This window comes from Aquibacillus sediminis, from assembly GCF_005870085.1.
Lineage (GTDB): Bacteria > Bacillota > Bacilli > Bacillales > Amphibacillaceae > Aquibacillus_E > Aquibacillus_E sediminis.
In genome coordinates this window covers 1-21,689 of record NZ_SZNM01000036.1, presented here as the reverse complement: position 1 = coordinate 21,689, position 21,689 = coordinate 1, and the positions used below count along the sequence as shown (strand labels likewise).

The following is a 21,689-nucleotide window of genomic DNA, read 5'->3' as shown; positions in this document are numbered from 1 at the left end:
AAAGCTATATAATGCGCAGTAAGCTTCGTAATTTTGCTTTCTTTGATTGAAATAAGTATTAATGCCTTCGCTGGTATAAGTTTTCTGATTTATAATAGTGTACATCGGTGAAGGCAATATCGTATACAACGATATAAGCGCATCATTAGCATTAAAGCAATTAAGCCACTTTCTATAAAAATTCATTGCTCACGAACAGCGGAGGAAATACACGGAGACTCCCGAGGCCCGGCAAGGGTTATGCAGGCGTTGTCCGACAAGGACGGTTTTAGCCTGTGATCCTTAATTTATCATCGGTGAGACCCCGCAGTGAGGTACGAACGAGGAGGCTCACCAGCCCCCCACAGGAAAGCGTAGTGTATTTCCGCAGCGATCTATTAGCACTCATCTTATAAAGGGTAGTGGTGGTTATTGCACAGTATATAGCCACTCCGCAAAAAACAGAGAAAAGGCAAAAAGAAAAAGTTGAGTTGACATTTTGGGGGTCAAGGGAATGAAAGGGAAGAAAGCAATTAAAGGGAAGCTAAACGTAAAATTTTTAAGAAATTTAAATATAGGATGGAAGTATGGCGTTGTTTTAATCACGGTTTTACTATTGTTTGGTATCTCCACAGCTGTAGTGGGCTTTTTTATCAACGGAATTGGCAAGGATATCGATGCACTTGAACGAAGAGGAGACCGTGCAGTCGAAGTGACGGAGATGGGGTCTTTAATACGTTCGAAAGGGATTCGAGTTGTTAGCTATGTTCGAGAACGTAATCAGAGTTACATTCATGAATACGACGAGCGATCCGAGCAGTTTGAGACTTTAGAGGCAACCATTGAAGAAAAAATGGACACACCAGAACAACAACAACTATTTGATCAAATATCAGCAAATGATGATGAAATGAATCAAATAGTTGAAGACAGCATTATACCAGCAATCAATCGGGGAACCATCTCTACTGCAGATAAATATGTACGTCAGGTAAATGATCTTCGTTCGGATACAGTAGATTTATTAGAAGAATTACGCACGATCGTCAATGATGAGCGAGACACAGCGGTAAGTCAAGCACATCTTAATCAACAATTAACACTTAATGTGTTAATAATAGCAATGCTATTAACGATTATTATTGGTAGTTTGCTCGTATACTTCATTAGTCGTATGGTATCGAGAAATATCAATGAAGTTGTAGAAGTCAGTGATCAAATCGCTGGTGGAAATCTTAGTTTTTCATCGATTACATATGATGCAAATGATGAAATTGGCCGTCTAGCACAATCCGTTAATCGCATGGGTGCAAGTTTAAAAGGGATGGTACATCAAATTTCCGAGATTTCAGAAACGGTAAGTAGTCAAAGTGAAGAACTAAGTCAATCTGCCAACGAAGTAAAACAAGGCTCCGAGCAGATTGCTTCTACGATGCAGGAATTAGCATCTGGTTCTGAATCACAGGCGAATCATGCGGGGGACCTTTCTTCAGCAATGGAGTCGTTTACGGCTAAGATGCAAGAAGCTAATGCAAATGGTGATCATATTTATCAATCTTCCAATCAAGTACTTGATATGACGAATCAAGGTGCCAAATTAATGGAAAAATCTGCCGATCAGATGGCGACCATTGACAATATTGTCAAAGAAGCGGTTGATAAGGTAAAAGGCTTGGACACACAATCACAGGAAATTTCCAAGCTCGTGTCGGTTATTAAAGATATTGCCGATCAAACCAATTTATTAGCATTAAATGCTGCGATTGAAGCAGCACGTGCAGGTGAGCACGGGAAAGGATTTGCGGTCGTTGCGGATGAAGTGCGCAAACTTGCAGAACAAGTTGGTGACTCGGTGACAGACATAACGGGAATTGTGACTAGCATTCAAACGGAATCGAATACGGTAACTAATTCACTAATGTCCGGCTATCAAGAAGTGGAAAAAGGAACAAGTCAAATGAAGACGACAGGAGAAACATTCACTAAAATTGATGATGCCGTGAAAGAAATGGTGACAAACATTGAATCTGTAACAGCGAATCTAGCAACAATGTCTACAAGTAGTCAAGAAATGAATCAGTCGATTGAAGAAATTGCTTCTGTTTCTGAACAAGCGGCAGCAGGTGTTGAACAAACTTCTGCATCTGCACAACAAACGTCAAGTTCGATGGAAGAAATTGTTTCAAGTTCTGATCAGTTAGCAACATTAGCAGAAGATCTTAATGGATTGATTCGCCAATTCAAACTTTAACTTTGTAGAATAAAAGGGATCACCAGTAATGATTGGTGGTCCTTTTTATTTGATAGCTTCACAGGCGTAAAAGGGAAGCGAATCAACTAAGAGAAGGGCAGTCATGGTAGATTCAGTCGGAAAAAGTACAGTGTATTACCCCGTACAAGCCCTATTCCGATAGATGGAACTGGCTTTTACAAGAACCATAATCGTGAACCGACAATCTTTCCCAACATTTACCTGAATATGCGCAGCTTTCGAGGTAATCCAAACAAAAACTACATAAAAACTCTTTCATTCACAAAAAAAATTTCTATGAAATATAAATGTAATAATATTTTGTCTAAAAAAATAGAATTTAGATGTTATAATAGGAGATGACTTATTTGTTTCGACACTTTAATAGTGTAAAGAGACAGAAAAACAGACATCACGACAAACATTCTTACTAGATAAAGGTGATCTTAAAATGATAGAAATGCAAGGTGTATATAAAACGTATTCAAATGGTGTAACCGCATTAAATGGCATTGATGTCATGATTGAACAAGGTGATTTTGCTTATATAGTGGGACCGAGTGGTGCTGGAAAATCAACATTTATAAAGTTAATGTTTCGAGAAGAGCAGCCTACCAAAGGGTCTATTATTATAAATAACAAAGATATAACAAACATGAAATGGAAACAAGTACCTTATTTACGACGAGATATTGGTGTTGTTTATCAAGACTTTAAATTACTTCCTAAACTATCAGTCTATGAGAATATTGCGTTTGCTTTAGAGGTAATTGAAGAATCACCAAAAAATATACGTCGTCGAGTGATGCAAGTACTCGATTTAGTAGGGTTGAAAAATAAAGCGAGATTCATTCCTGATGAATTGTCAGGTGGGGAACAACAACGTGTCGCAATTGCGAGGGCGATTGTTAACCATCCAAAATTATTAATCGCGGATGAGCCTACCGGTAACCTAGATCCAGATACTTCATGGGACATCATGCAAATTTTAGAAGAGATTAATGACGGTGGGACAACGATTATCATGGCTACACACAGCAAAGACATTGTTAATACGATTAAAAAACGTGTGATTGCAATCGAGAGTGGCTTAATCGTACGTGACGAGCACAGAGGTGAATACGGCTATGAAGCTTAATACAATGAAAAGACACTTTCGTGAAGGCTCGAAAAATATTTGGCGGAACGGTTGGATGACGGTTGCATCGGTTGGAGCGGTTACGACAACGCTCGTATTGGTTGGTGCTTTTCTAGCATTGATGATGAATTTAAATCACATTGCAACCAACTTAGAAAAAGATGTTGAGATTAAAGTGTTAGTAGAATTAACCGCAGATGAACAACAAATTGAAGCAATAGGGGATGAAATAAGAAAAATTCCTGAAGTCGCTTCTGTCAATTTTTCTTCCAAGGAAGAGGAATTGGACAGTTTAATTAGCAGTATGGGTGATGAAGGTGACATTTGGCAGTTGTATGAACAGGACAACCCTTTGAACCACGCCTATGTGGTAAAAACGGAAGATCCAACAGATACGATGAAAATCGCTCCCCAAATTGGCAGGATTGATAATGTCAATGACGTAGTGTATGGACAAGAAGCTGTGCAAAATCTATTTCGTTTTAATGATTATGCAAGAAATATTGGACTAGTGTTAATTATCGGTCTCGTATTTACGGCGATCTTTTTAATCTCTAATACGATAAAAATAACAATCTTAGCACGAAAAAAAGAAATTGGTATTATGAAACTCGTTGGGGCAACAAACGGTTTTATACGTTGGCCATTTTTCGTTGAAGGCCTATTGTTAGGAGTGTTCGGTAGCATTCTACCGATTGCCGTTATCGTGTCAGGGTATTATTTCTTAGAGCAAAATGTAGCTTTAAAACAATTTAGTTTTGTCGAGCTTTTACCATTTAACCCATTTGTCTGGCAGTTATCCTTGATCATTTTAGCGATAGGAGCAGGTATTGGTGTTTGGGGAAGCTTGATGAGTATACGAAAATTCTTGAAAGTTTAATAGATAAACAACTAACGCAATGGCGAATGACATGTATGTAGCAGAGGAGGGGATTGGTTCATGAAGCGGAGGCTTTCTTATTTTGCCATATTGGCAGTGACACTCGGAATATTTTTTCCGAGTTCTGTACAAGTTTTAGCGAATGAATCAGATTTGAATGACCAAATTAATGACCTTAAAAGGGAAAAAGAATCGGTCAGTAATCAAGGACAAGACATTGAAAATAAACAACAATCTACAGAGGCGAAAATTGCTGAAAATGAATCAGAACAGCAAAGAGTGCTAAACGAAATTGAGCAGCTTAGTCAAGAACTAGAAGAAACCCAAGTACAATTAACGAAAAAAGAAGATGAAATTACAGAAACAAATAACGAAATTGAACAAACACGACAAGATATTGAAGAATTGGAAGAAGAAATAGAAGCATTAATCGAACGTATTGAAAGAAGAGAAGAATTATTAAAAAATCGCTTGCGAGCACTCCAACAGAATGGTGGTAATATTAGTTACTTAGAAGTTCTAATGGGAGCGCAAAGTTTTGGTGATTTTATTAATCGGGCAACAGCCGTTGTTAAAATAATGGACCAAGATAAAAAAATAATGGACACACATAAATCTGAAAAAGAAGAGCTTGATCAAAAACAAGAAGAATTAGAAACAAAACAGGATAATCTTGAACAAAAGAAACAAGATTTACAAGATCAAAAACAAGAATTAGAACAATTAAAAACACAACTTAGCCAACAAAAAGAAGAAGGCGAACAATTAAAAAGACAATTAGAAATCGAGAAAGAAGAGTTACATCAGTATCAGTTAACTTTAGAAGAAGAGGAACAATTGATTCGTAATGAGGAAGCAGCTTTAGAAAAGGCAATTCAACAAGCACAAAATGAGAAACAAAGACTAGAGCAATTATCAAAAGAAGGTGGCTCAGCTTCTAATCCGCCAAAAAGCGGTGGTGACTTGTTTGGTTGGCCAGCAGGTGCTACATATGTTAGCTCAGAGTTTAATCCAAATCGTATGCATCCCATTTTAAACATCGTTCGACCGCATACAGGTATGGATATTGCTGCATCCGGAGAGGTTCCAATTTATGCGTCTGCTGCCGGTGTTGTTTCATCTGTCTTTTATGATTATCCAGGTAGTGAAATAGGGAATGCTATTTTTATTACCCATTACTTAGATGGTCAACAATATACAACCGTATATTATCACTTGCGAAATGGATCCATAACTGTATCTGAAGGAGATACCGTTAGCCGTGGTCAAAAAATAGGGTTAATGGGATCTACTGGGAATTCTACTGGACAACATTTACATTTTGAAATTAGAAAAGGCAGCGCCACAAGAGGCGATGCTGTTGATCCAAGACCATATTTATTTCAGTAACTAATTCGCGACAAAGAAACGCAGCAAGTGGTAACGGTTGGTACAATCGAAAATAATAGACATGAATAAACCAGTTATCGCATAAGCTAAACCATAAAAAAACATTGCACAACATAGTGTGATGTTTTTTTATAGATAGACAAGCACTATCGTAACGTGCATACTTAATAGTTGGGTGAAGGGAACATCAAAACCATTGTGACATGGTGAGAACCAACAAAATGAATCAAGATATAGAGGTGAAATCATTGAATTTGAAAAAAAGTTACATAATTGGATTGCTAGTTGCTGCTTTACTATTAGGAGCAGTTGGTTCGTTTGTTGGTGTCCAATTAGCTCAGCAAACAACTGAAAGTAATAGTACTGCATCATCAGAAGGGCAGCGTTTTTCCGATTTGCCCACAGAACAACAGCAAGAATTTTTGAATAGTTTACAAGGTTCTACTGACTCAGAGGATTTGGAAAAAGTAAGCCAGGCGATTGATCTAATTCAAAACCAGTATTTAGAACAGGTAGATAAAGATCAGTTATTAGAAGGTGCAATCCAAGGGATGTTGAAAACCTTGGAAGATCCATATAGTGTGTATATGGATAAGGAGACCGTAGAAGAGTTCAATCATCAGATTGAATCATCGTTTGAAGGAATTGGTGCGGAAGTAAGTATGGTGGAAGGCAAAGTGACCATTGTCGCTCCAATTAAAGATTCTCCAGCAGAGAAAGCAGGTTTGAAACCAAACGATCAAATTCTTAAAGTGGATGATCAAAGTGTGGAAGGGTACGAATTATATGAAGCTGTTTCCCTCATCCGTGGAGAAGAAGGGACAAAAGTTACAATAGAAGTGGAGCGTCCAGGTGTGGATGAACCATTTGATGTTGAGTTGACAAGAGATGACATTCCATTAGAGACTGTTTATTCGGAGATTCAAGAAATAGATGGTCAAAAGGCTGGTATCATCGAAATCACTTCATTCTCAGAAGATACAGAGAGTCGTTTTAAAGAGGAATTAACTCGTTTAGAACAAGAAGAGAATATTGATGGCTTGGTGATCGATGTCCGTGGAAATCCAGGTGGGTTATTACCGTCGATTCAAGAAATCTTAAAGAATTTTATTACCAAGGACCAACCTTACATGCAAATAGCTGATGGAGATGACCAAACATCACGATACTTCTCAGAGTTGGATCAGCCAAAGGATTATCCAATCAGTGTGCTAATTGATGAAGGAAGTGCTTCAGCATCTGAGATTTTGGCTGTATCAATGAAAGAAGCTGGCGGTTACGACATTGTCGGTACCCCTAGTTTCGGTAAAGGTACGGTACAACAAACGATTCCAATGGGAGATGGCAGTACAATTAAGTTAACGATGTTCAAATGGTTGTCACCTGAAGGAAATTGGATTCATGAAGAAGGGGTTCAGCCAACACATGAAGTGAAACAACCTGATTATTTTTACGCTAATCCAATTCAAATTGAGGAACCTTTAACACTTAATGAAAACAATGATAAAATTGAAAATGCACAAATTATGTTAAAAGGACTTGGATATGACGCCGGTCGTGAGGATGGTTATTATGATGAACAAACGGAAGAAGTAGTAAGCAAATTCCAACAAGATAATGACCTAACCGTTACAGGTGAAATTAACACTGACACGGCAGAATTACTGCAAACCAAGATCGTAGAAATTATCCAAGCAGGCGAAAATGATGTACAAAAACAACGCGCAGTGGAAGTGCTATTTGAATAAAGCATTAGATTTTAAAGGGAACATCCGCGGGGAAACTTGCGGATGTTTTTTGGTTTACGTACCCTGGCCAAGGCTGAAGCACACAATTCTCTAGACGAAAGGTCTTTTTCAATTAATATGTGCATTAACTTTTATAATAGTTCTTTTTATTTGAGTACTTTTCTTTAGATCCTGCGTGATTATGGCTTTTTCATACATCATCTAGCGTTTTTTCCAAAGATCCTGCGTGATTACGGCCTTTTCATACATCATCCAGCGCTTTTTACTTAAGATCCTGCGTGATTACGGCCTTTTCGTACATCATCTAGCGTTTTTTCCAAAGATCCTGCGTGATTATGGATTTTTCGTACATCATCTAGCGTTTTATCCAAAGATCCTGCGTGATTACGGCCTTTTCGTACATCATCTAGCGTTTTTTCCAAAGATCCTGCCTGATTATGGATTTTTCGAACATCATCCAGCGATTTTTCCAAAGATCCTGCGTGATTACGGCTTTTACATACATCATCTAGCGATTTATCCAAAGATCCTGCGTGATTACGGCCTTTTCATACATCATCTAGCGTTTTTCCCAGGATCCTGCGTGATTACGGCTTTTTCACACATCATCCAGCGATTTTTCCAAAGATCCTGCGTAATTACGGCTTTTTCATACATCATCTAGCGTTTTTTCCAAAGATCCTGCGTGATTACGGCTTTTTTATACATCATCTAGCACTTTTTTCGTTGTTTCCGTGTGCTTTTTAAATTCACTGTACTTCACTAGCATAATTCAGCTTATGTTCATCAACCAAAAACTGAAATCTTCCCCCTTGATAAAAAGGCAACCCTCTTAATAGGAGTCAGGAGTCGATCCTCGATCACTTTCCCATCACAATTTGCAACTTCATGCAGGAAAATGAGCGATGTTATCGAATTTGTTTATACTATAGCATTTATTTTTGTATCGGCGTATAATCAGATTAGAATCGTCCTATATATAAATTTTTACATAGAGAGCTCGATGGGAAGGGGAGTATTTATGGAGGGTTGGTTTTTAGAGGTTGCAAAAGGGATAGGGAAAGTCTTTCTTCATCCACTGCTGTATTGGTTTATTTTATTAACGATACTAACCTCCTTAACTAGAATTAAACAGGAACGAAAACAGTTTGGTACAAAAGTGTTTGATGTTTTTTCTGAATGGCATCGAACCTGGTCCGTTTCCATTTTAAGTGGTTTAGTCCTTTCTGTTATTACGATTGGGATTGGATTTATGCTTGATCCTGCTGTCATTTTATTATTAGCAGTCATTACATTCCTTCTAACGTTAACGAAAAGATTCACCTGGCTATCCGCAGCGTACACGTTTGGGTTTACCTATTTACTACTGTTATCTGTTCTACCTTACATCGATGAGAGTTTTGATGTTCAATGGTTAGAACCGTGGAAACAAGGATTATTTAATTTTCACTTTGTTAGTTTCGCAATTCTATTAGGATTATTTGTTATTATAGAGGCTATTTTGTTATTCAGAGTTACACGACAAGAATCCTTCCCTGAACTGGTAAAAGGAAATCGTGGTAAATGGATTGGACAACACCGCGTTAAAAAGTTAGCAATGATTCCTTTTTTTACATTAGTACCAGGTGGTGCCATTTTACCAATTGCCGATTGGTGGCCAGTGTTTCAAATTGATGGACAGTCCTATGGGTTAATCGTATTACCTATTGTGATTGGTTTTGAACATGTATTTAGGGGTGCCTTACCAACTAAATTTTCCCGACATTTAGGTCAGTCGGTATTATTACTCGGATTACTGACATTAGCGCTAGCAATCGCAGGCATGTATGTACCAATTTTAGCGACGGTGGCCGTGATTGTTGCATTAGTCGGCAGGGAATTTATTTCTTATCGACACCGAATCATTGATCAACAGAAAAAGCCATTTTTTAGCCCTGATCCAACTGGTTTGTTTATTTTAGGTGTGATTCCAGGTGGGCCTGCTGATATTTTAGGGTTGTTACCAGGCGAAAAAATCAACAAGGTTAATGGACAAACTGTTCATAATGAAGAGCAGTTTTATGAAGCCTTACAGTTAAACAGCGCTTTTTGTAAACTTGATATTATTGATGATCGTGGTGAAGTACGTTTCGTCCAGCGGGCAATGTATCAAGGCGAACATCACGAACTAGGTTTATTATTTGTAAAAGATCAGTATCGGCAAGAAGTGGAAAATAGAAAATTAGATTAAAAACATAGCAAAAACCTCCCGCGGTGTTCGGGAGGTTTTTTGGATTCAAGGATTCTCATATATATGGACATTTAGTACCTTATTTGATGGAAATTGCGCTATTGGCTACTTTTTTAGTAAATAACGGAACAGATGTCCATAAAACCAGGAAATTACCCTTTTTCACCTCAAATAACGGAACAAATGTCCGTCCCAATGTTCCGTTGTCCGAGGTTTACTCACTTTATATTACCCTTTCATCTCCAACAGCTCTCGTATTTCTTGTTCCGACAGTTTCGATAGCATCGTTTCACCTGGTTGGATGATTTGATCGACTAATTCTCGTTTTTTCTGTTGCAACTCGTAAATTTTTTCTTCGATCGTGCCTTCTGTAATCATTCGGATCACTTGGACTACCTTCTTTTGTCCAATTCGATGGGCTCTACCTGCCGCTTGTTCTTCGATTGCTGGGTTCCACCATAAATCAAAGAGAATGACGGTATCAGCACCGGTTAAATTTAACCCAGTTCCCCCTGCTTTTAAGGAAATAAGGAAAATCGATTTTTCTCCTTCATTGAATTGATCGACCATGTCCATCCGCTCCTGTGCTGGGGTGGAACCATCTAAATAAAAGGTATCAATGTTTTCTTGTTGTAAGGTTGTATTGATCATCGACAACATACTGGAAAACTGAGAAAAAATTAATGCGCGCTTCCCGTTAGCCTGTAATTCATCGACCAATTCTCTTAGTTGCTCTAGTTTGCCTGACTGCCCCGTATAATTATCCAAAAATAAACTAGGGTGGCAGCATACTTGGCGCAGGCGGGTTAATCCAGCTAATATTTCTAACTTCCCTTTTTCAAATCCCTTTTCTTGAACGGTTTGATCGAGTTGTTGTTGCATCCGTTCTACATAAGCGAGATAGACTTCTTTTTGATTTTTCGTCAATTCGGAATACTGAACGGTTTCTAACTTATCTGGGAGTTCATGTAATACATCTTTTTTGATTCGACGTAAAATGAATGGCCGAGTAATTTTAGCGATATAGTTAGGATCAAATGATAGAAATGTCTGTTTGTTACCAAATAATCCCGGTGAGATCGTTTGGAAAATCGACCATAGTTCTTCCAAGGAATTTTCAATTGGTGTTCCACTTAATGCAAAACGATTTCCCGCTTGAATCGATCTTGCTGCTTTAGCTGTTAATGTTAAATGATTTTTAATCGCTTGGGCTTCATCTAAAATCAAGGCATCAAAATAAGTGTGTTCATATAAATCAATATCTTTTCGTAATAAAGGATACGACGTAATATAAATGTCGACTGATTCATCAGCAGTCATGGCCCGTCGGCGTTGCTGTTTTGAGCCTGAAACAACTTTGGTCGTCATTGTTGGTGCAAATTTTTCAAATTCCTTTTTCCAATTGTAGACAAGCGAAGCAGGGGCGACGATAAGTGCCCGATAGGCTTGGCTGCTTGCTTCTTTCTCAGACAGCAAGTAGCTAATCGTTTGTACCGTTTTTCCCAATCCCATGTCATCAGCAAGGATTCCCCCAAGGTGATAATGGGATAAAGTCTTCATCCACTGAAAACCAGTATGCTGATAATCCCGTAACTCAGCTTCAAGCTGTTTAGGGAGGGGGAAGTTTAATTCCGTCGGATGTTTTAATTGTGTTAGCAAGTTTTCGAATGCTTCACTGTATTGGAAATAACTTGGTTGTAAGGCATCTTCCACCTGAAAACTTCGAGCGGCAGAAACTTGTAATTGTCCATCCTGTAGCTGGTTTTTCTTCAGTTGTAGATTTTGAGCTAGTTCGCGAAAGGAATCAAACCCTTCTCCTTCAAGGGATAGTAGCGCACCGTTTGGGATACGGTAATAGCGTTTCTTTTCCATTAACGCTTCCAAGACATGTTGAACTTCGCTGTCAGTGATACCTTCCATATCAAAGCGAATATCCAGCATCCCACTGTTCTCTTGTAAATCTATCGATGATGACAAATCAATCTCACTTTGTGCCATCATTGCCTGAACTTGTTCAGAAATATAGATGTCAGCCTGTTGATGAAGGACGGGCAAGACATCATGTAAAAAGCTAAAAATCAGTTCATATTTAAATAGTTGAAATTTTTGATTCAAGTAATAAAAACCAGCGTATTCGATTTGTTTGATTAGCTCAAGTTCTTTTGTCGTGTCGCGCTTGATGGCTTCTGCATCTAGAGGTAAATCTTGATAAGGTTTCACCACTTTATCGCCATAATGAAACTCAACTTCAGCTGTTAAACTATTATTGTTTTCATCTAAATAAATTTTTGGTTTGACATTTGTAATCGTAATTTTTTTCTTGGAATTCTTCGTGTATTGTACATTACCGACTTTTTCCAACATCGGTACAACCTTATTAATGAAGGCATTTATCTTATCACCAACAATTGGATGGGATTGTTCCGTTCGATAAGGCAGTACCGTATAAAGTTGCTCCATTACTGCTTGTTGTTCAGGTGTTAGGCGGTAAAAGTTGCCAGAATCAAATAAATAGCCATAACTTTCCAAGTACGTGTATGTGGCAAGTTCCGAAACATCAATTGTAAAGGTTTGTTCGTCAAACGTGTCAAGCTTGAAGTTAAATGGATCAATCTCCTCATTAAACCGAATTCCTAATGACAGGCCGCCATCATAATCTTTGTAGTAACACTCTTGATTGCTAAGTTTTGTTAGCAGTTTATCCGCTAAACCAGGTGGTATCACGATTGAGCGTTTTTCATGAAGTGGATTTGAAAAAGAGTTTTCAAAGATTGTTTCGTTCTCATAGGCTTGGATTAAGTCTGCTAGGATGTGCTGGTCTTCCTCGGTGAAGACATGATGTTCTGGCTGATAGGTGAATGTTGGTGTGATTTTGTAGTCCTTCTGTTTCTTGATGTGTACCAGCAACTCACGAATATTTTTAATGACGTAAGGTTTTTCCACTCCTAGTTTTACTTCCATTTCCAAAAAGGATTTGGAATTATGTGGATTAATTCGAATTCCGATAATGTATTCCATGTTGACAATTTCTCGTTTACTTGTTTTTACTGGTTGGTCTGTGGTAAAGGCTTCAATCATTTTTGTTGAAAACAAATCATTTGGAACGGTTGAAGGATGCTCAATCATTGGATCGTAATCCTGTTGTTCCTGATCGAGTTGTTTCCAAGAATGTTGCCCAATTTCTAACAAAACAGCTGCAATATGTTTGCACGTATAGTGGGTTTCATACGCTGGACAGTCGCAACTAGCCTCCAAATCATCATTTTCAAAAAAGAAAATTCGAACATTGTATGTTTCTGCCCCACGTACATGACCACGCCAAGAATTAATGGAAGGATTGTATGATAATCCATAGACGCGTCCTTTTTTAAAATAATCATATCCTCTTTTATAAAAGCGTTCACCAGTATTTCGAACGATATCTTGTTTATCTAAGAAAAAGCTTCGCAACGTTTATCCCTCCCTTTGCTGTTGGTTGCTATAAATGTAATTTTATGACAGGCTGTTTTAGTGCATAAAAAGCTGTATTAATGCACTAATTGCGCTCTTATTTACTTTCTTGCATTCTGATTGAAATAAGTGCATAACAATCGTTCTGGCAGAATATTACGCTTTCTATGGGCACGGCCTCTGGCTCCATTATGATAAGTTCTGATTTATGATAAGTTTATGCAGCTATTAAGGATGAAAAAAGTCATCAAAATATTACTGCACATAATATAGCATTTGTGATTATTAGTGGTAGGTGTCTACCTAAGATTCAAAAATGTTTTGTTTTATTATTAGGCTATCCACTATAAAACTTCAGAGTACACAAATTAGCGAAGGAAATACACGGAGACTCCCGTGGGACTAGTGGCATCGGTGAGACCCCGCAGTGAGGTACGAACGAGGAGGCTCACCAGCCCCCGCGGAAAGCGTAGGTGTATTTCCGTAGCGATTTATTAGCACTCATCTTATAGAGATGGTACTAGAATCTTAACATTGTGTATTTTCTAAGTTAGCATTTATAAACTATGATCATAAAATAATCAAGTATAAAATTACAATCTTCTACCCTTTCATTCACATGCATCCTACTATTATATCATGTTTAGGCAAGGGGAACGTAATTGAAAAGCATGGCAATAATTGACTTTACGGGTGTGTTCATGCTATATTTTTCAATTGGATAAGAGAAATTATATGACGAAGGAGCATTATACCGATGTAAAAAATCCCTTACTAAAGCAAATAACTTACAGTATCAATAGTAAATTTAAATTTGAATAGATTGGAAGGGATTTTTATGAGTATAAAAGACGAAGCATCGAAACGAAAAACTTTTGCGATTATTTCACACCCTGACGCAGGGAAAACGACATTGACGGAAAAACTACTACTGTTTGGGAATTTAATCCGATCTGCTGGTACGGTGAAAGGAAAAAAATCTGGTAAGTTTGCTACATCGGATTGGATGGAAATCGAAAAACAACGTGGTATTTCGGTTACATCAAGTGTGATGAATTTTCCATATAAAGATTATCAAGTAAATATCTTAGATACGCCTGGACACGAAGACTTTAGTGAGGATACGTATCGGACATTAACAGCGGTTGACAGTGTTGTCATGATTATTGATGCAACCAAAGGGATCGAAGCACAGACAATTAAACTGTTTAAAGTTTGTCGTATGCGTGGGATTCCAATCTTTACGTTTATTAATAAGATGGACCGTGAAAGTAGAGAACCACTTGAGTTGTTAGAAGAAATTGAAGAAGTCTTGAACATTGAAACCTATCCAATGAATTGGCCAGTTGGAATGGGGAAAAGATTCTTGGGAATTTTTGACCGATACAATCAACAATTTGTTAAATATAACGGAAATGAACAGGAATCGTTCATTCCATACTCTGAATTAGATCAGCCGGAACACGAGGCATTAGTTACAGATCCGACTTACCAAGAGACAGAAGGCGAGTTGGAGTTACTAGATGAAGCAGGTGACCAGTACTCCTTAGACGCAATTATGAAAGGGGAACAAACTCCAGTCTTCTTTGGTAGTGCGCTTGCGCCATTCGGGGTACAAACGTTTTTTGATACGTTTATTTCAATGGCACCAAATCCAACACCGAGAAAAACAACAGAAGGATTAGTAAGTCCTGACAAAGAGGATTTCTCTGGGTTTATTTTCAAAATCCAAGCGAATATGAACCCGGCACACCGAGACCGTGTGGCATTTTTGCGCGTCTGTTCAGGTAAATTCGAACGTGGCATGAATGTGAAGTTAGCTCGTACCGGTAAAGACTTTAAATTGTCACAGATTCAGCAATTTGTTGCATCATCAAGGGATACCGTCGAGGAAGCTTATCCAGGTGATATTATTGGCATTTATGACCCAAACGTGTATCGGATTGGCGATACCTTGCTAGAAGGAAAGGGTAATTTTGAATATGATGAATTGCCACAGTTCCCACCAGAACTATTTAAAAAAGTAACGGCCAAAAACGTGATGAAAGCAAAGCAATTTAAAAAAGGTTTGGAGCAGCTCGTCCAAGAAGGGGCAATCCAATTATTTAAAGGCCATCCAATGGAATCTTATATCATAGGAGCTGTTGGGGAACTGCAATATGAAGTGTTCGAATACCGCATGAAAAATGAGTACAATGTTGAAGTAATGCTTGAATCGGTTGGCGAACGAATTCCACGTTGGTTAAAAGAAGAGCAAGTTGATACATCTTTATTTGATGAACGGAACTTGTTAGTTAAAGACCGTGAAGGCAATTTCCTAGTTTTATTTAAAAATGACTTTGCATTGCGCTGGTTTAAAGATAAAAATCCTGATGTGGAGCTAATTGACTTGTTTGAAGTCAATCAATATGACCAAAGCTATAATTAATAAAAAACCTGCACCCTAGTTGGTTTGCCACAACTGGTTGTGCAGGTTTTTAGTGTCATTTAATATCCAGGTCGAGCGAAAAAGGATCCAATCCCAATAACAACAACCGCAATTTTACTCCGCATCCACATCCCCAACGGTAATCTCAGCAATCGGCATGGTGTGCATGTCACGAGCTTGAACGTGAGACTGAACGGAATAGACACCAGGTTCATCAAAGCTATGATTAAAATCATAGACGCCATCCCCTTGATATTCTGAGTCAAATGTTTCACTTGCATCTTTATCGTCATCCAACCATACTTCAAATTCCACATAATCCGCGTCATCAACAGGTTCGCCATCCTGTGTGACAACTGCTTCAATAGTGGTTGACTCCCCAATATCTAAAGCTGATGGTGCTTGTAAATCGACCTCAATCGGTTGAATACTTACATCATTGTCTGTTTGAGTCTGCTGCTCATCTGTTTGTCCACATGCAGCAAGCAAGCCAACCATGACAATAGAAAAGACTAATTTTTTCACTACAATCTTCCTTCCTTATATAATTACATCATGTTGATTTTAATTATAAAGAATAACTTTTTAAACAACAATGAATAGTAACTATACTTATAACCATAAATGAATCAACGCATCGATATCCGATGTAATCATATTTCTAGAAAAATTCACAGTTCGTGTTAGGCTAAAAAATGAGGAGAATTCCCAATAGGCGAATACTTGTTCGTAATTTTAGGCGAAATGTAGTTTAATATGGTAAACTATTGATAAAGTGAAATGACCATCAGAATGGTGTTCATACTCAACTGAACAGGCAGCTGACTCCCGCTTAGGATCTCTTACATATTAAGATGGAGAGCTTCCTGCTTGTTAAGTTGTGAAAGTAAATAAAAGCTAGGCATCTTAGCTTCTGATTTGGCTAAGATCGCTCCCTATATCATTTATAAAATGGAGGTTCGATCGTGGAAAATCAATTTGAATTAGTTTCAAACTATCAACCACAAGGTGATCAACCGCAGGCAATTGCCGAATTAGTCCAAGGCATTGAATCTGGACAAAGAAACCAGACATTGTTAGGCGCAACAGGTACCGGGAAAACATTCACGATGTCAAATGTGATCAAAGAAGTAAATAAACCAACCTTGGTGATTGCGCATAACAAAACACTTGCAGGACAGTTATACAGTGAGTTTAAGGAGTTTTTCCCTAATAATGCGGTGGAATACTTCGTTAGTTATTATGACTACTACCAGCCTGAAGCGTATGTTCCATCGACAGATACGTTTATTGAAAAAGATGCGAGTATCAATGATGAAATTGATAAATTACGTCACTCCGCTACATCGTCATTGTTTGAACGCGATGATGTGTTAATTGTATCGAGTGTATCCTGTATTTATGGTCTAGGTTCTCCGGAAGAATATCGGAATCAAGTATTATCGATTCGTAATGGTATGGAAAAAGATCGTGATGAATTGCTTCGTAATCTTGTCGATATTCAGTATGCGAGAAACGACATTGATTTTCAGCGTGGTACGTTTCGGGTTCGCGGTGACTCGGTTGAAATTATTCCTGCTTCACGAGAGGAACATTGTGTTAGAGTGGAATTTTTTGGTGATGAGATTGACCGTATTCGTGAAGTTGACGCCTTAACTGGAGAAATTATTGGCGACCGCGAACATATTGCGATTTTCCCTGCATCACACTTCGTAACCGGGGAAGAAAAGTTGAAAAAAGCAATCAAAAATATCGAACAAGAACTACAAGAACGCTTAAAAGAATTACGTGATCAAAATAAATTATTAGAAGCGCAACGACTTGAACAACGTACCAACTATGATTTAGAAATGATGAATGAGATGGGATTTTGTTCAGGGATTGAAAACTATTCAAGACACTTGACATTGCGTGAGGCAGGTTCTACACCGTATACATTATTAGATTTCTTCCCTGACGATTTCATGATTGTCGTTGATGAGTCACATGTTACCTTACCGCAAGTTCGAGGTATGTATAACGGGGACCAAGCGCGAAAACAAGTACTTGTTGATCATGGTTTTCGACTGCCATCAGCAATGGATAACCGCCCACTAACTTTCCAAGAATTTGAGAAAAAAGCAAATCAAATGGTGTTCGTTTCCGCAACACCTGGTCCATATGAGTTAGAACATACGCCGAAAATGACGGAACAAATCATTCGTCCAACAGGGCTATTGGATCCAGAAGTGAATGTTCGACCGATTGAAGGGCAAATCGATGACTTAATCGGTGAAATTAACAAGCGATCCGAACGAAATGAACGGGTACTTGTCACCACATTAACGAAGAAAATGTCTGAAGATCTTACCGATTACTTAAAAGAGGTCGGCATAAAAGTAGCGTACCTACACTCAGAAATTAAGACATTGGAACGAATTGAGATCATTCGTGATTTGCGTGTTGGTAAATATGATGTATTAGTTGGGATTAACTTACTTCGTGAGGGATTGGATATTCCTGAAGTATCGCTAGTAGCCATTTTAGATGCGGATAAAGAAGGGTTCCTACGTTCGGAACGGTCTCTCATTCAAACGATGGGACGAGCGGCGCGTAATGAAAAAGGTTTAGTTGTCATGTATGCAGATAAGATTACGGACTCGATGCAAACAGCGATTGACGAAACCTATCGTCGTCGTGAAAAACAACAAGCCTATAATGAAAAGCATGGGATTACGCCAACAACCATTAAGAAAGAAGTTCGTGACGTGATCCGCGCAACAGTTGCTGCAGAAGACACAGCTGAATACAAGCAAGATACGCCTCAAGTTTCTCACTTAACGAAGAAAGAAAAAGAGAAAATGATCGAACAAATGGAAAAAGAAATGAAACAAGCTGCAAGAGAGTTAAACTTTGAAAAAGCCGCCGAACTACGTGACTTAGTGTTAGAACTGAAAGCGGAAGGATAGAAATATGAAAAGCGGAAGTTTAATGTGGAAGGATGACCATAAATGGGTAAAAAATCGATAACAATTCAAGGTGCAAGAGCCCATAATTTAAAAAATATGGATGTGAACATACCGAAAGAAAACTTAATTGTTGTGACAGGTTTATCTGGATCAGGGAAATCTTCTTTGGCTTTTGACACGATTTATGCAGAAGGTCAACGTCGTTATGTCGAGTCATTGTCTGCTTATGCGAGACAGTTCCTTGGTCAAATGGATAAACCAGACGTCGATGCGATTGAAGGACTGTCACCCGCAATTTCGATTGACCAAAAAACAACGAGTAAAAATCCACGGTCAACCGTGGGAACGGTAACGGAAATCTATGACTACTTACGGCTATTGTTTGCCAGAGTCGGACATCCAACCTGTCCAAAGCATGGAATCGAAATCAATTCGCAAACCGTTCAACAAATGGTAGACCGGATTATGGAATATCCAGAAAGGACCAAATTGCAAATTCTTTCCCCAGTTGTATCAGGACGAAAAGGTGAGCATGTAAAAATTCTTGAGAAATTAAAGCAAGAAGGCTATGTCCGTATTCGTGTCGATGGGGAAATGCGTGAAGTAGCAGAAGAAATTAAATTAGATAAAAATAAAAAACACTCAATCGAAGTAGTCGTGGACCGTATTGTTGTTAAAGACGGGATTCACGCTCGGTTAACGGATTCATTAGAAACGGCACTTCGCCTTGGTGAAGGAAAAGTAATTGTTGATATCATCGGCGATGAGGAGTTATTATTCAGTGAACATCATGCCTGTCCTATCTGTGGCTTTTCGATCGGTGAATTGGAACCAAGACTATTTTCGTTTAATAGCCCATTTGGTGCATGTGAACGTTGTGATGGTCTTGGCGTCAAACAAGAAGTAGACATTGACCTTGTTTTGCCTGATTTGGACCGAACATTAAAAGAGGGCGCAATTGTTGCTTGGGAGCCTACTAGTTCAAACTATTATCCAAAGTTACTAGAAAGTGTTTGTACCCATTATGGAATTGACATGGAAGAACCGGTCAAAAATTTACCGAAAGATCATCTTGATAAAATATTATATGGTAGTGGTAATGAGTTAATCCATTTTCGTTATGAAAATGAATTTGGCATGTTGAAAGAAAAAGATATTTATTTTGAAGGAGTCCTTGCCAATATTGAACGTCGTTATCGAGATACAAATTCTGATTTTATCCGTGAACAAATGGAAAAATATATGGCAGAAAAGCCCTGCCCTAAATGTAAAGGCTATCGACTAAAAGATGAAACATTGGCCGTATTAATTAATGGTGATCACATTGGGAAAGTGACCGAATTATCGGTAACAGAAGCACGTGACTTTTTTGGAAAAATAGAACTATCGGAAAAAGAAAAAACGATTGCTACCATGATTTTAAAAGAAATTAATGATCGTTTAACATTTTTAAATAATGTTGGGCTTGATTATTTAACCTTATCACGTTCGGCTGGAACATTATCTGGCGGGGAAGCCCAACGGATTCGATTGGCAACCCAAATTGGTTCAGCATTAACTGGCGTCTTATATGTATTGGATGAACCATCGATAGGATTACATCAGCGTGATAATGACCGTTTGATTGGAACACTAAAACGGATGAGAGATTTAGGGAATACCCTAATTGTTGTCGAACATGATGAGGACACGATGCTTGCAGCTGACTGGCTAATTGATATCGGACCAGGTGCTGGTGAACATGGCGGAGAAATTGTTGCCAGTGGAACACCAGCCGAAGTCATGGAACACCCTGATTCCCTGACAGGGCAGTATTTATCGGGCAAGCAATTTATCCCAATTCCACATGAACGACGTAAGCCAACGGATCGGTTTGTCGAGGTAGTTGGGGCACAAGAAAATAATTTAAAGAAAACCAATGTCAAAATCCCGCTTGGCGTGTTAAACGCGGTAACAGGTGTATCTGGTTCAGGGAAAAGTACGTTGATTAACGACATCCTTCATAAATCCTTATCAATGAAACTACACCGCGGCAAACAAAAGCCAGGAAAGCATAAGGAAATAAAAGGAACAGATAATTTGGATAAAGTCATTGATATCAATCAAGCGCCAATTGGTCGGACACCACGTTCCAATCCTGCCACCTATACAGGGGTGTTTGATGATATTCGCGATGTATTTGCACAAACCAATGAAGCGAAAGTGCGTGGTTATAAAAAAGGTCGCTTCAGTTTCAATGTTAAAGGTGGACGTTGTGAAGCGTGTCGAGGCGATGGCATTATTAAAATCGAAATGCACTTCTTACCTGATGTTTATGTGCCTTGCGAGGTTTGTGATGGAAAACGATACAACCGTGAAACATTGGATGTGCTTTATAAAGGGAAAAGCATTGCAGAAGTGTTAGAGATGACAGTGGAGGAAGGGTTAGAGTTCTTTGCTAATATCCCGAAGATCAAACGAAAACTACAAACCATTTTTGATGTTGGGCTTGGGTATGTCCGGCTAGGGCAACCTGCTACCACGTTATCTGGTGGGGAAGCGCAACGTGTGAAACTTGCTAGTGAGCTTCACCGTCGATCGACCGGCAAAACGTTATATATTTTAGATGAGCCAACAACAGGACTTCATGTTGATGACATTTCGCGATTACTGGCAGTCTTGCAACGGCTTGTTGATAATGGCGATACAGTGTTAATTATTGAGCACAATTTAGATGTGATTAAAGCGGCAGATCATATTATTGATCTAGGCCCTGAAGGTGGAGACCGAGGTGGAAAAATTGTTGCCACAGGTACACCGGAAAAAGTTGCGGAACATAAAGATTCCTACACAGGAAAATATTTGAAACCAGTTCTAGAACGCGATCGTAAACGTATGGAAGAACGAATTGCGGAAACTGAGAAAATCGGGACGAACTAACTATTGCTGGTGTTTTTGTTCTGCTTATAAAGTGGCATGTCGTAAAATAGGAGATCAAATGTCCGCATAGAATATGGATGCGGACATTTGATCCGTTAAATAGCTAATTAAGTCGAAAAAAGCGTATGGATCGGACATCTGTTCCGTTAATCGAGCAAAATGGCACAAATACTAGCCAAAATGGTTGGAATAAAGGAATAAATGAAGCTAGAATAAAAAGTGGATACCCCGTTAACGAAAGTCATATTTGGATATGATGATAATAACTAGGAGGGTTTCCGTGGGTGAACATAGGCAAAGATATAGTGAGCAGTTTAAGCAAGAAACAG

At 38.5% G+C, this 21,689-nt stretch carries 12 protein-coding genes; 9 read left to right on the top strand and 3 right to left on the bottom strand.

Features of this window, described 5'->3' with window-relative positions:
- Positions 1-493: 493 nt before the first annotated feature.
- From FCI53_RS19680 to FCI53_RS19660, 5 genes are all read left to right on the top strand, one after another.
- The gene (locus FCI53_RS19680; protein ID WP_138420712.1) at positions 494-2,230 is read left to right on the top strand and encodes a methyl-accepting chemotaxis protein; all 1,737 of its coding nucleotides are present in this window, start codon (positions 494-496) and stop codon (positions 2,228-2,230) included.
- A gap of 451 nt (positions 2,231-2,681) precedes the next feature.
- Positions 2,682-3,368 carry a cell division ATP-binding protein FtsE gene (gene ftsE, locus FCI53_RS19675; protein ID WP_138420711.1) on the top strand — a complete coding sequence of 229 codons (687 nt, stop codon included), beginning with the start codon at positions 2,682-2,684 and terminating at the stop codon, positions 3,366-3,368.
- Positions 3,358-4,248: a permease-like cell division protein FtsX gene (ftsX, locus tag FCI53_RS19670; RefSeq protein WP_138420710.1), complete on the top strand. Its 891-nt coding sequence runs from the start codon at positions 3,358-3,360 to the stop codon at positions 4,246-4,248. The genes ftsE and ftsX overlap by 11 nt, the downstream gene beginning before the upstream one ends.
- 60 nt (positions 4,249-4,308) lie before the next feature.
- Positions 4,309-5,637: a murein hydrolase activator EnvC family protein gene (locus FCI53_RS19665; protein ID WP_138420709.1), complete on the top strand. Its 1,329-nt coding sequence runs from the start codon at positions 4,309-4,311 to the stop codon at positions 5,635-5,637.
- A 221-nt stretch (positions 5,638-5,858) separates the two neighbouring features.
- Entirely contained in the window at positions 5,859-7,385 is a 1,527-nt protein-coding gene (locus FCI53_RS19660) for a S41 family peptidase (RefSeq protein ID WP_246050165.1), read from the top strand.
- Positions 7,386-7,651: 266 nt separating this feature from the next.
- Here the strand turns inward: FCI53_RS19660 and FCI53_RS21610 are convergent, their stop codons facing one another.
- The gene (locus FCI53_RS21610) at positions 7,652-7,909 is read right to left on the bottom strand and encodes a hypothetical protein (RefSeq protein WP_171038251.1); all 258 of its coding nucleotides are present in this window, start codon (positions 7,907-7,909) and stop codon (positions 7,652-7,654) included.
- A gap of 497 nt (positions 7,910-8,406) precedes the next feature.
- Here FCI53_RS21610 and FCI53_RS19655 point away from each other — a divergent pair, with 497 nt between their 5' ends.
- Complete coding sequence (locus tag FCI53_RS19655) at positions 8,407-9,615, top strand: PDZ domain-containing protein (RefSeq protein WP_138420708.1); 1,209 nt, start codon at positions 8,407-8,409, stop codon at positions 9,613-9,615.
- 228 nt (positions 9,616-9,843) lie between these two features.
- Here the strand turns inward: FCI53_RS19655 and FCI53_RS19650 are convergent, their stop codons facing one another.
- Complete coding sequence (locus tag FCI53_RS19650; RefSeq protein WP_138420707.1) at positions 9,844-13,065, bottom strand: DEAD/DEAH box helicase; 3,222 nt, start codon at positions 13,063-13,065, stop codon at positions 9,844-9,846.
- Between the two features lie 838 nt (positions 13,066-13,903).
- On the opposite strand from FCI53_RS19650, the gene FCI53_RS19645 reads away from it, so the two are divergent.
- Positions 13,904-15,493 (top strand): peptide chain release factor 3, encoded by a 1,590-nt coding sequence (locus tag FCI53_RS19645; protein WP_138420706.1) that lies wholly within the window; start codon positions 13,904-13,906, stop codon positions 15,491-15,493.
- A 114-nt stretch (positions 15,494-15,607) separates the two neighbouring features.
- Here the strand turns inward: FCI53_RS19645 and FCI53_RS19640 are convergent, their stop codons facing one another.
- On the bottom strand, positions 15,608-16,018 hold the full coding sequence (locus FCI53_RS19640) for a FixH family protein (protein WP_138420705.1): 411 nt from the start codon (positions 16,016-16,018) through the stop codon (positions 15,608-15,610).
- A 440-nt stretch (positions 16,019-16,458) separates the two neighbouring features.
- Between FCI53_RS19640 and uvrB the strand changes: the two genes are divergently transcribed.
- Both uvrB and uvrA read left to right on the top strand, forming a co-directional pair.
- Positions 16,459-18,441 (top strand): excinuclease ABC subunit UvrB, encoded by a 1,983-nt coding sequence (uvrB, locus tag FCI53_RS19635; RefSeq protein WP_138420704.1) that lies wholly within the window; start codon positions 16,459-16,461, stop codon positions 18,439-18,441.
- 42 nt (positions 18,442-18,483) lie between these two features.
- A complete protein-coding gene (gene uvrA, locus FCI53_RS19630) occupies positions 18,484-21,360 on the top strand; it encodes an excinuclease ABC subunit UvrA (RefSeq protein WP_138420703.1) in 2,877 nt (958 codons plus the stop codon).
- The last annotated feature ends 329 nt before the right edge of the window (positions 21,361-21,689 follow it).

What these genes read in the sequence shown, in the direction of transcription:
- FCI53_RS19665 (WP_138420709.1), top strand. Translation starts at nt 4,309, where the DNA reads ATGAAGCGGAGGCTTTCTTATTTTGCCATATTGGCAGTGACACTCGGA.
- ftsE (WP_138420711.1), top strand. Translation starts at nt 2,682, where the DNA reads ATGATAGAAATGCAAGGTGTATATAAAACGTATTCAAATGGTGTAACC.
- FCI53_RS19645 (WP_138420706.1), top strand. Translation starts at nt 13,904, where the DNA reads ATGAGTATAAAAGACGAAGCATCGAAACGAAAAACTTTTGCGATTATT.
- FCI53_RS19680 (WP_138420712.1), top strand. Translation starts at nt 494, where the DNA reads ATGAAAGGGAAGAAAGCAATTAAAGGGAAGCTAAACGTAAAATTTTTA.
- FCI53_RS19655 (WP_138420708.1), top strand. Translation starts at nt 8,407, where the DNA reads ATGGAGGGTTGGTTTTTAGAGGTTGCAAAAGGGATAGGGAAAGTCTTT.
- ftsX (WP_138420710.1), top strand. Translation starts at nt 3,358, where the DNA reads ATGAAGCTTAATACAATGAAAAGACACTTTCGTGAAGGCTCGAAAAAT.
- FCI53_RS19660 (WP_246050165.1), top strand. Translation starts at nt 5,859, where the DNA reads ATGAATCAAGATATAGAGGTGAAATCATTGAATTTGAAAAAAAGTTAC.
- uvrA (WP_138420703.1), top strand. Translation starts at nt 18,484, where the DNA reads ATGGGTAAAAAATCGATAACAATTCAAGGTGCAAGAGCCCATAATTTA.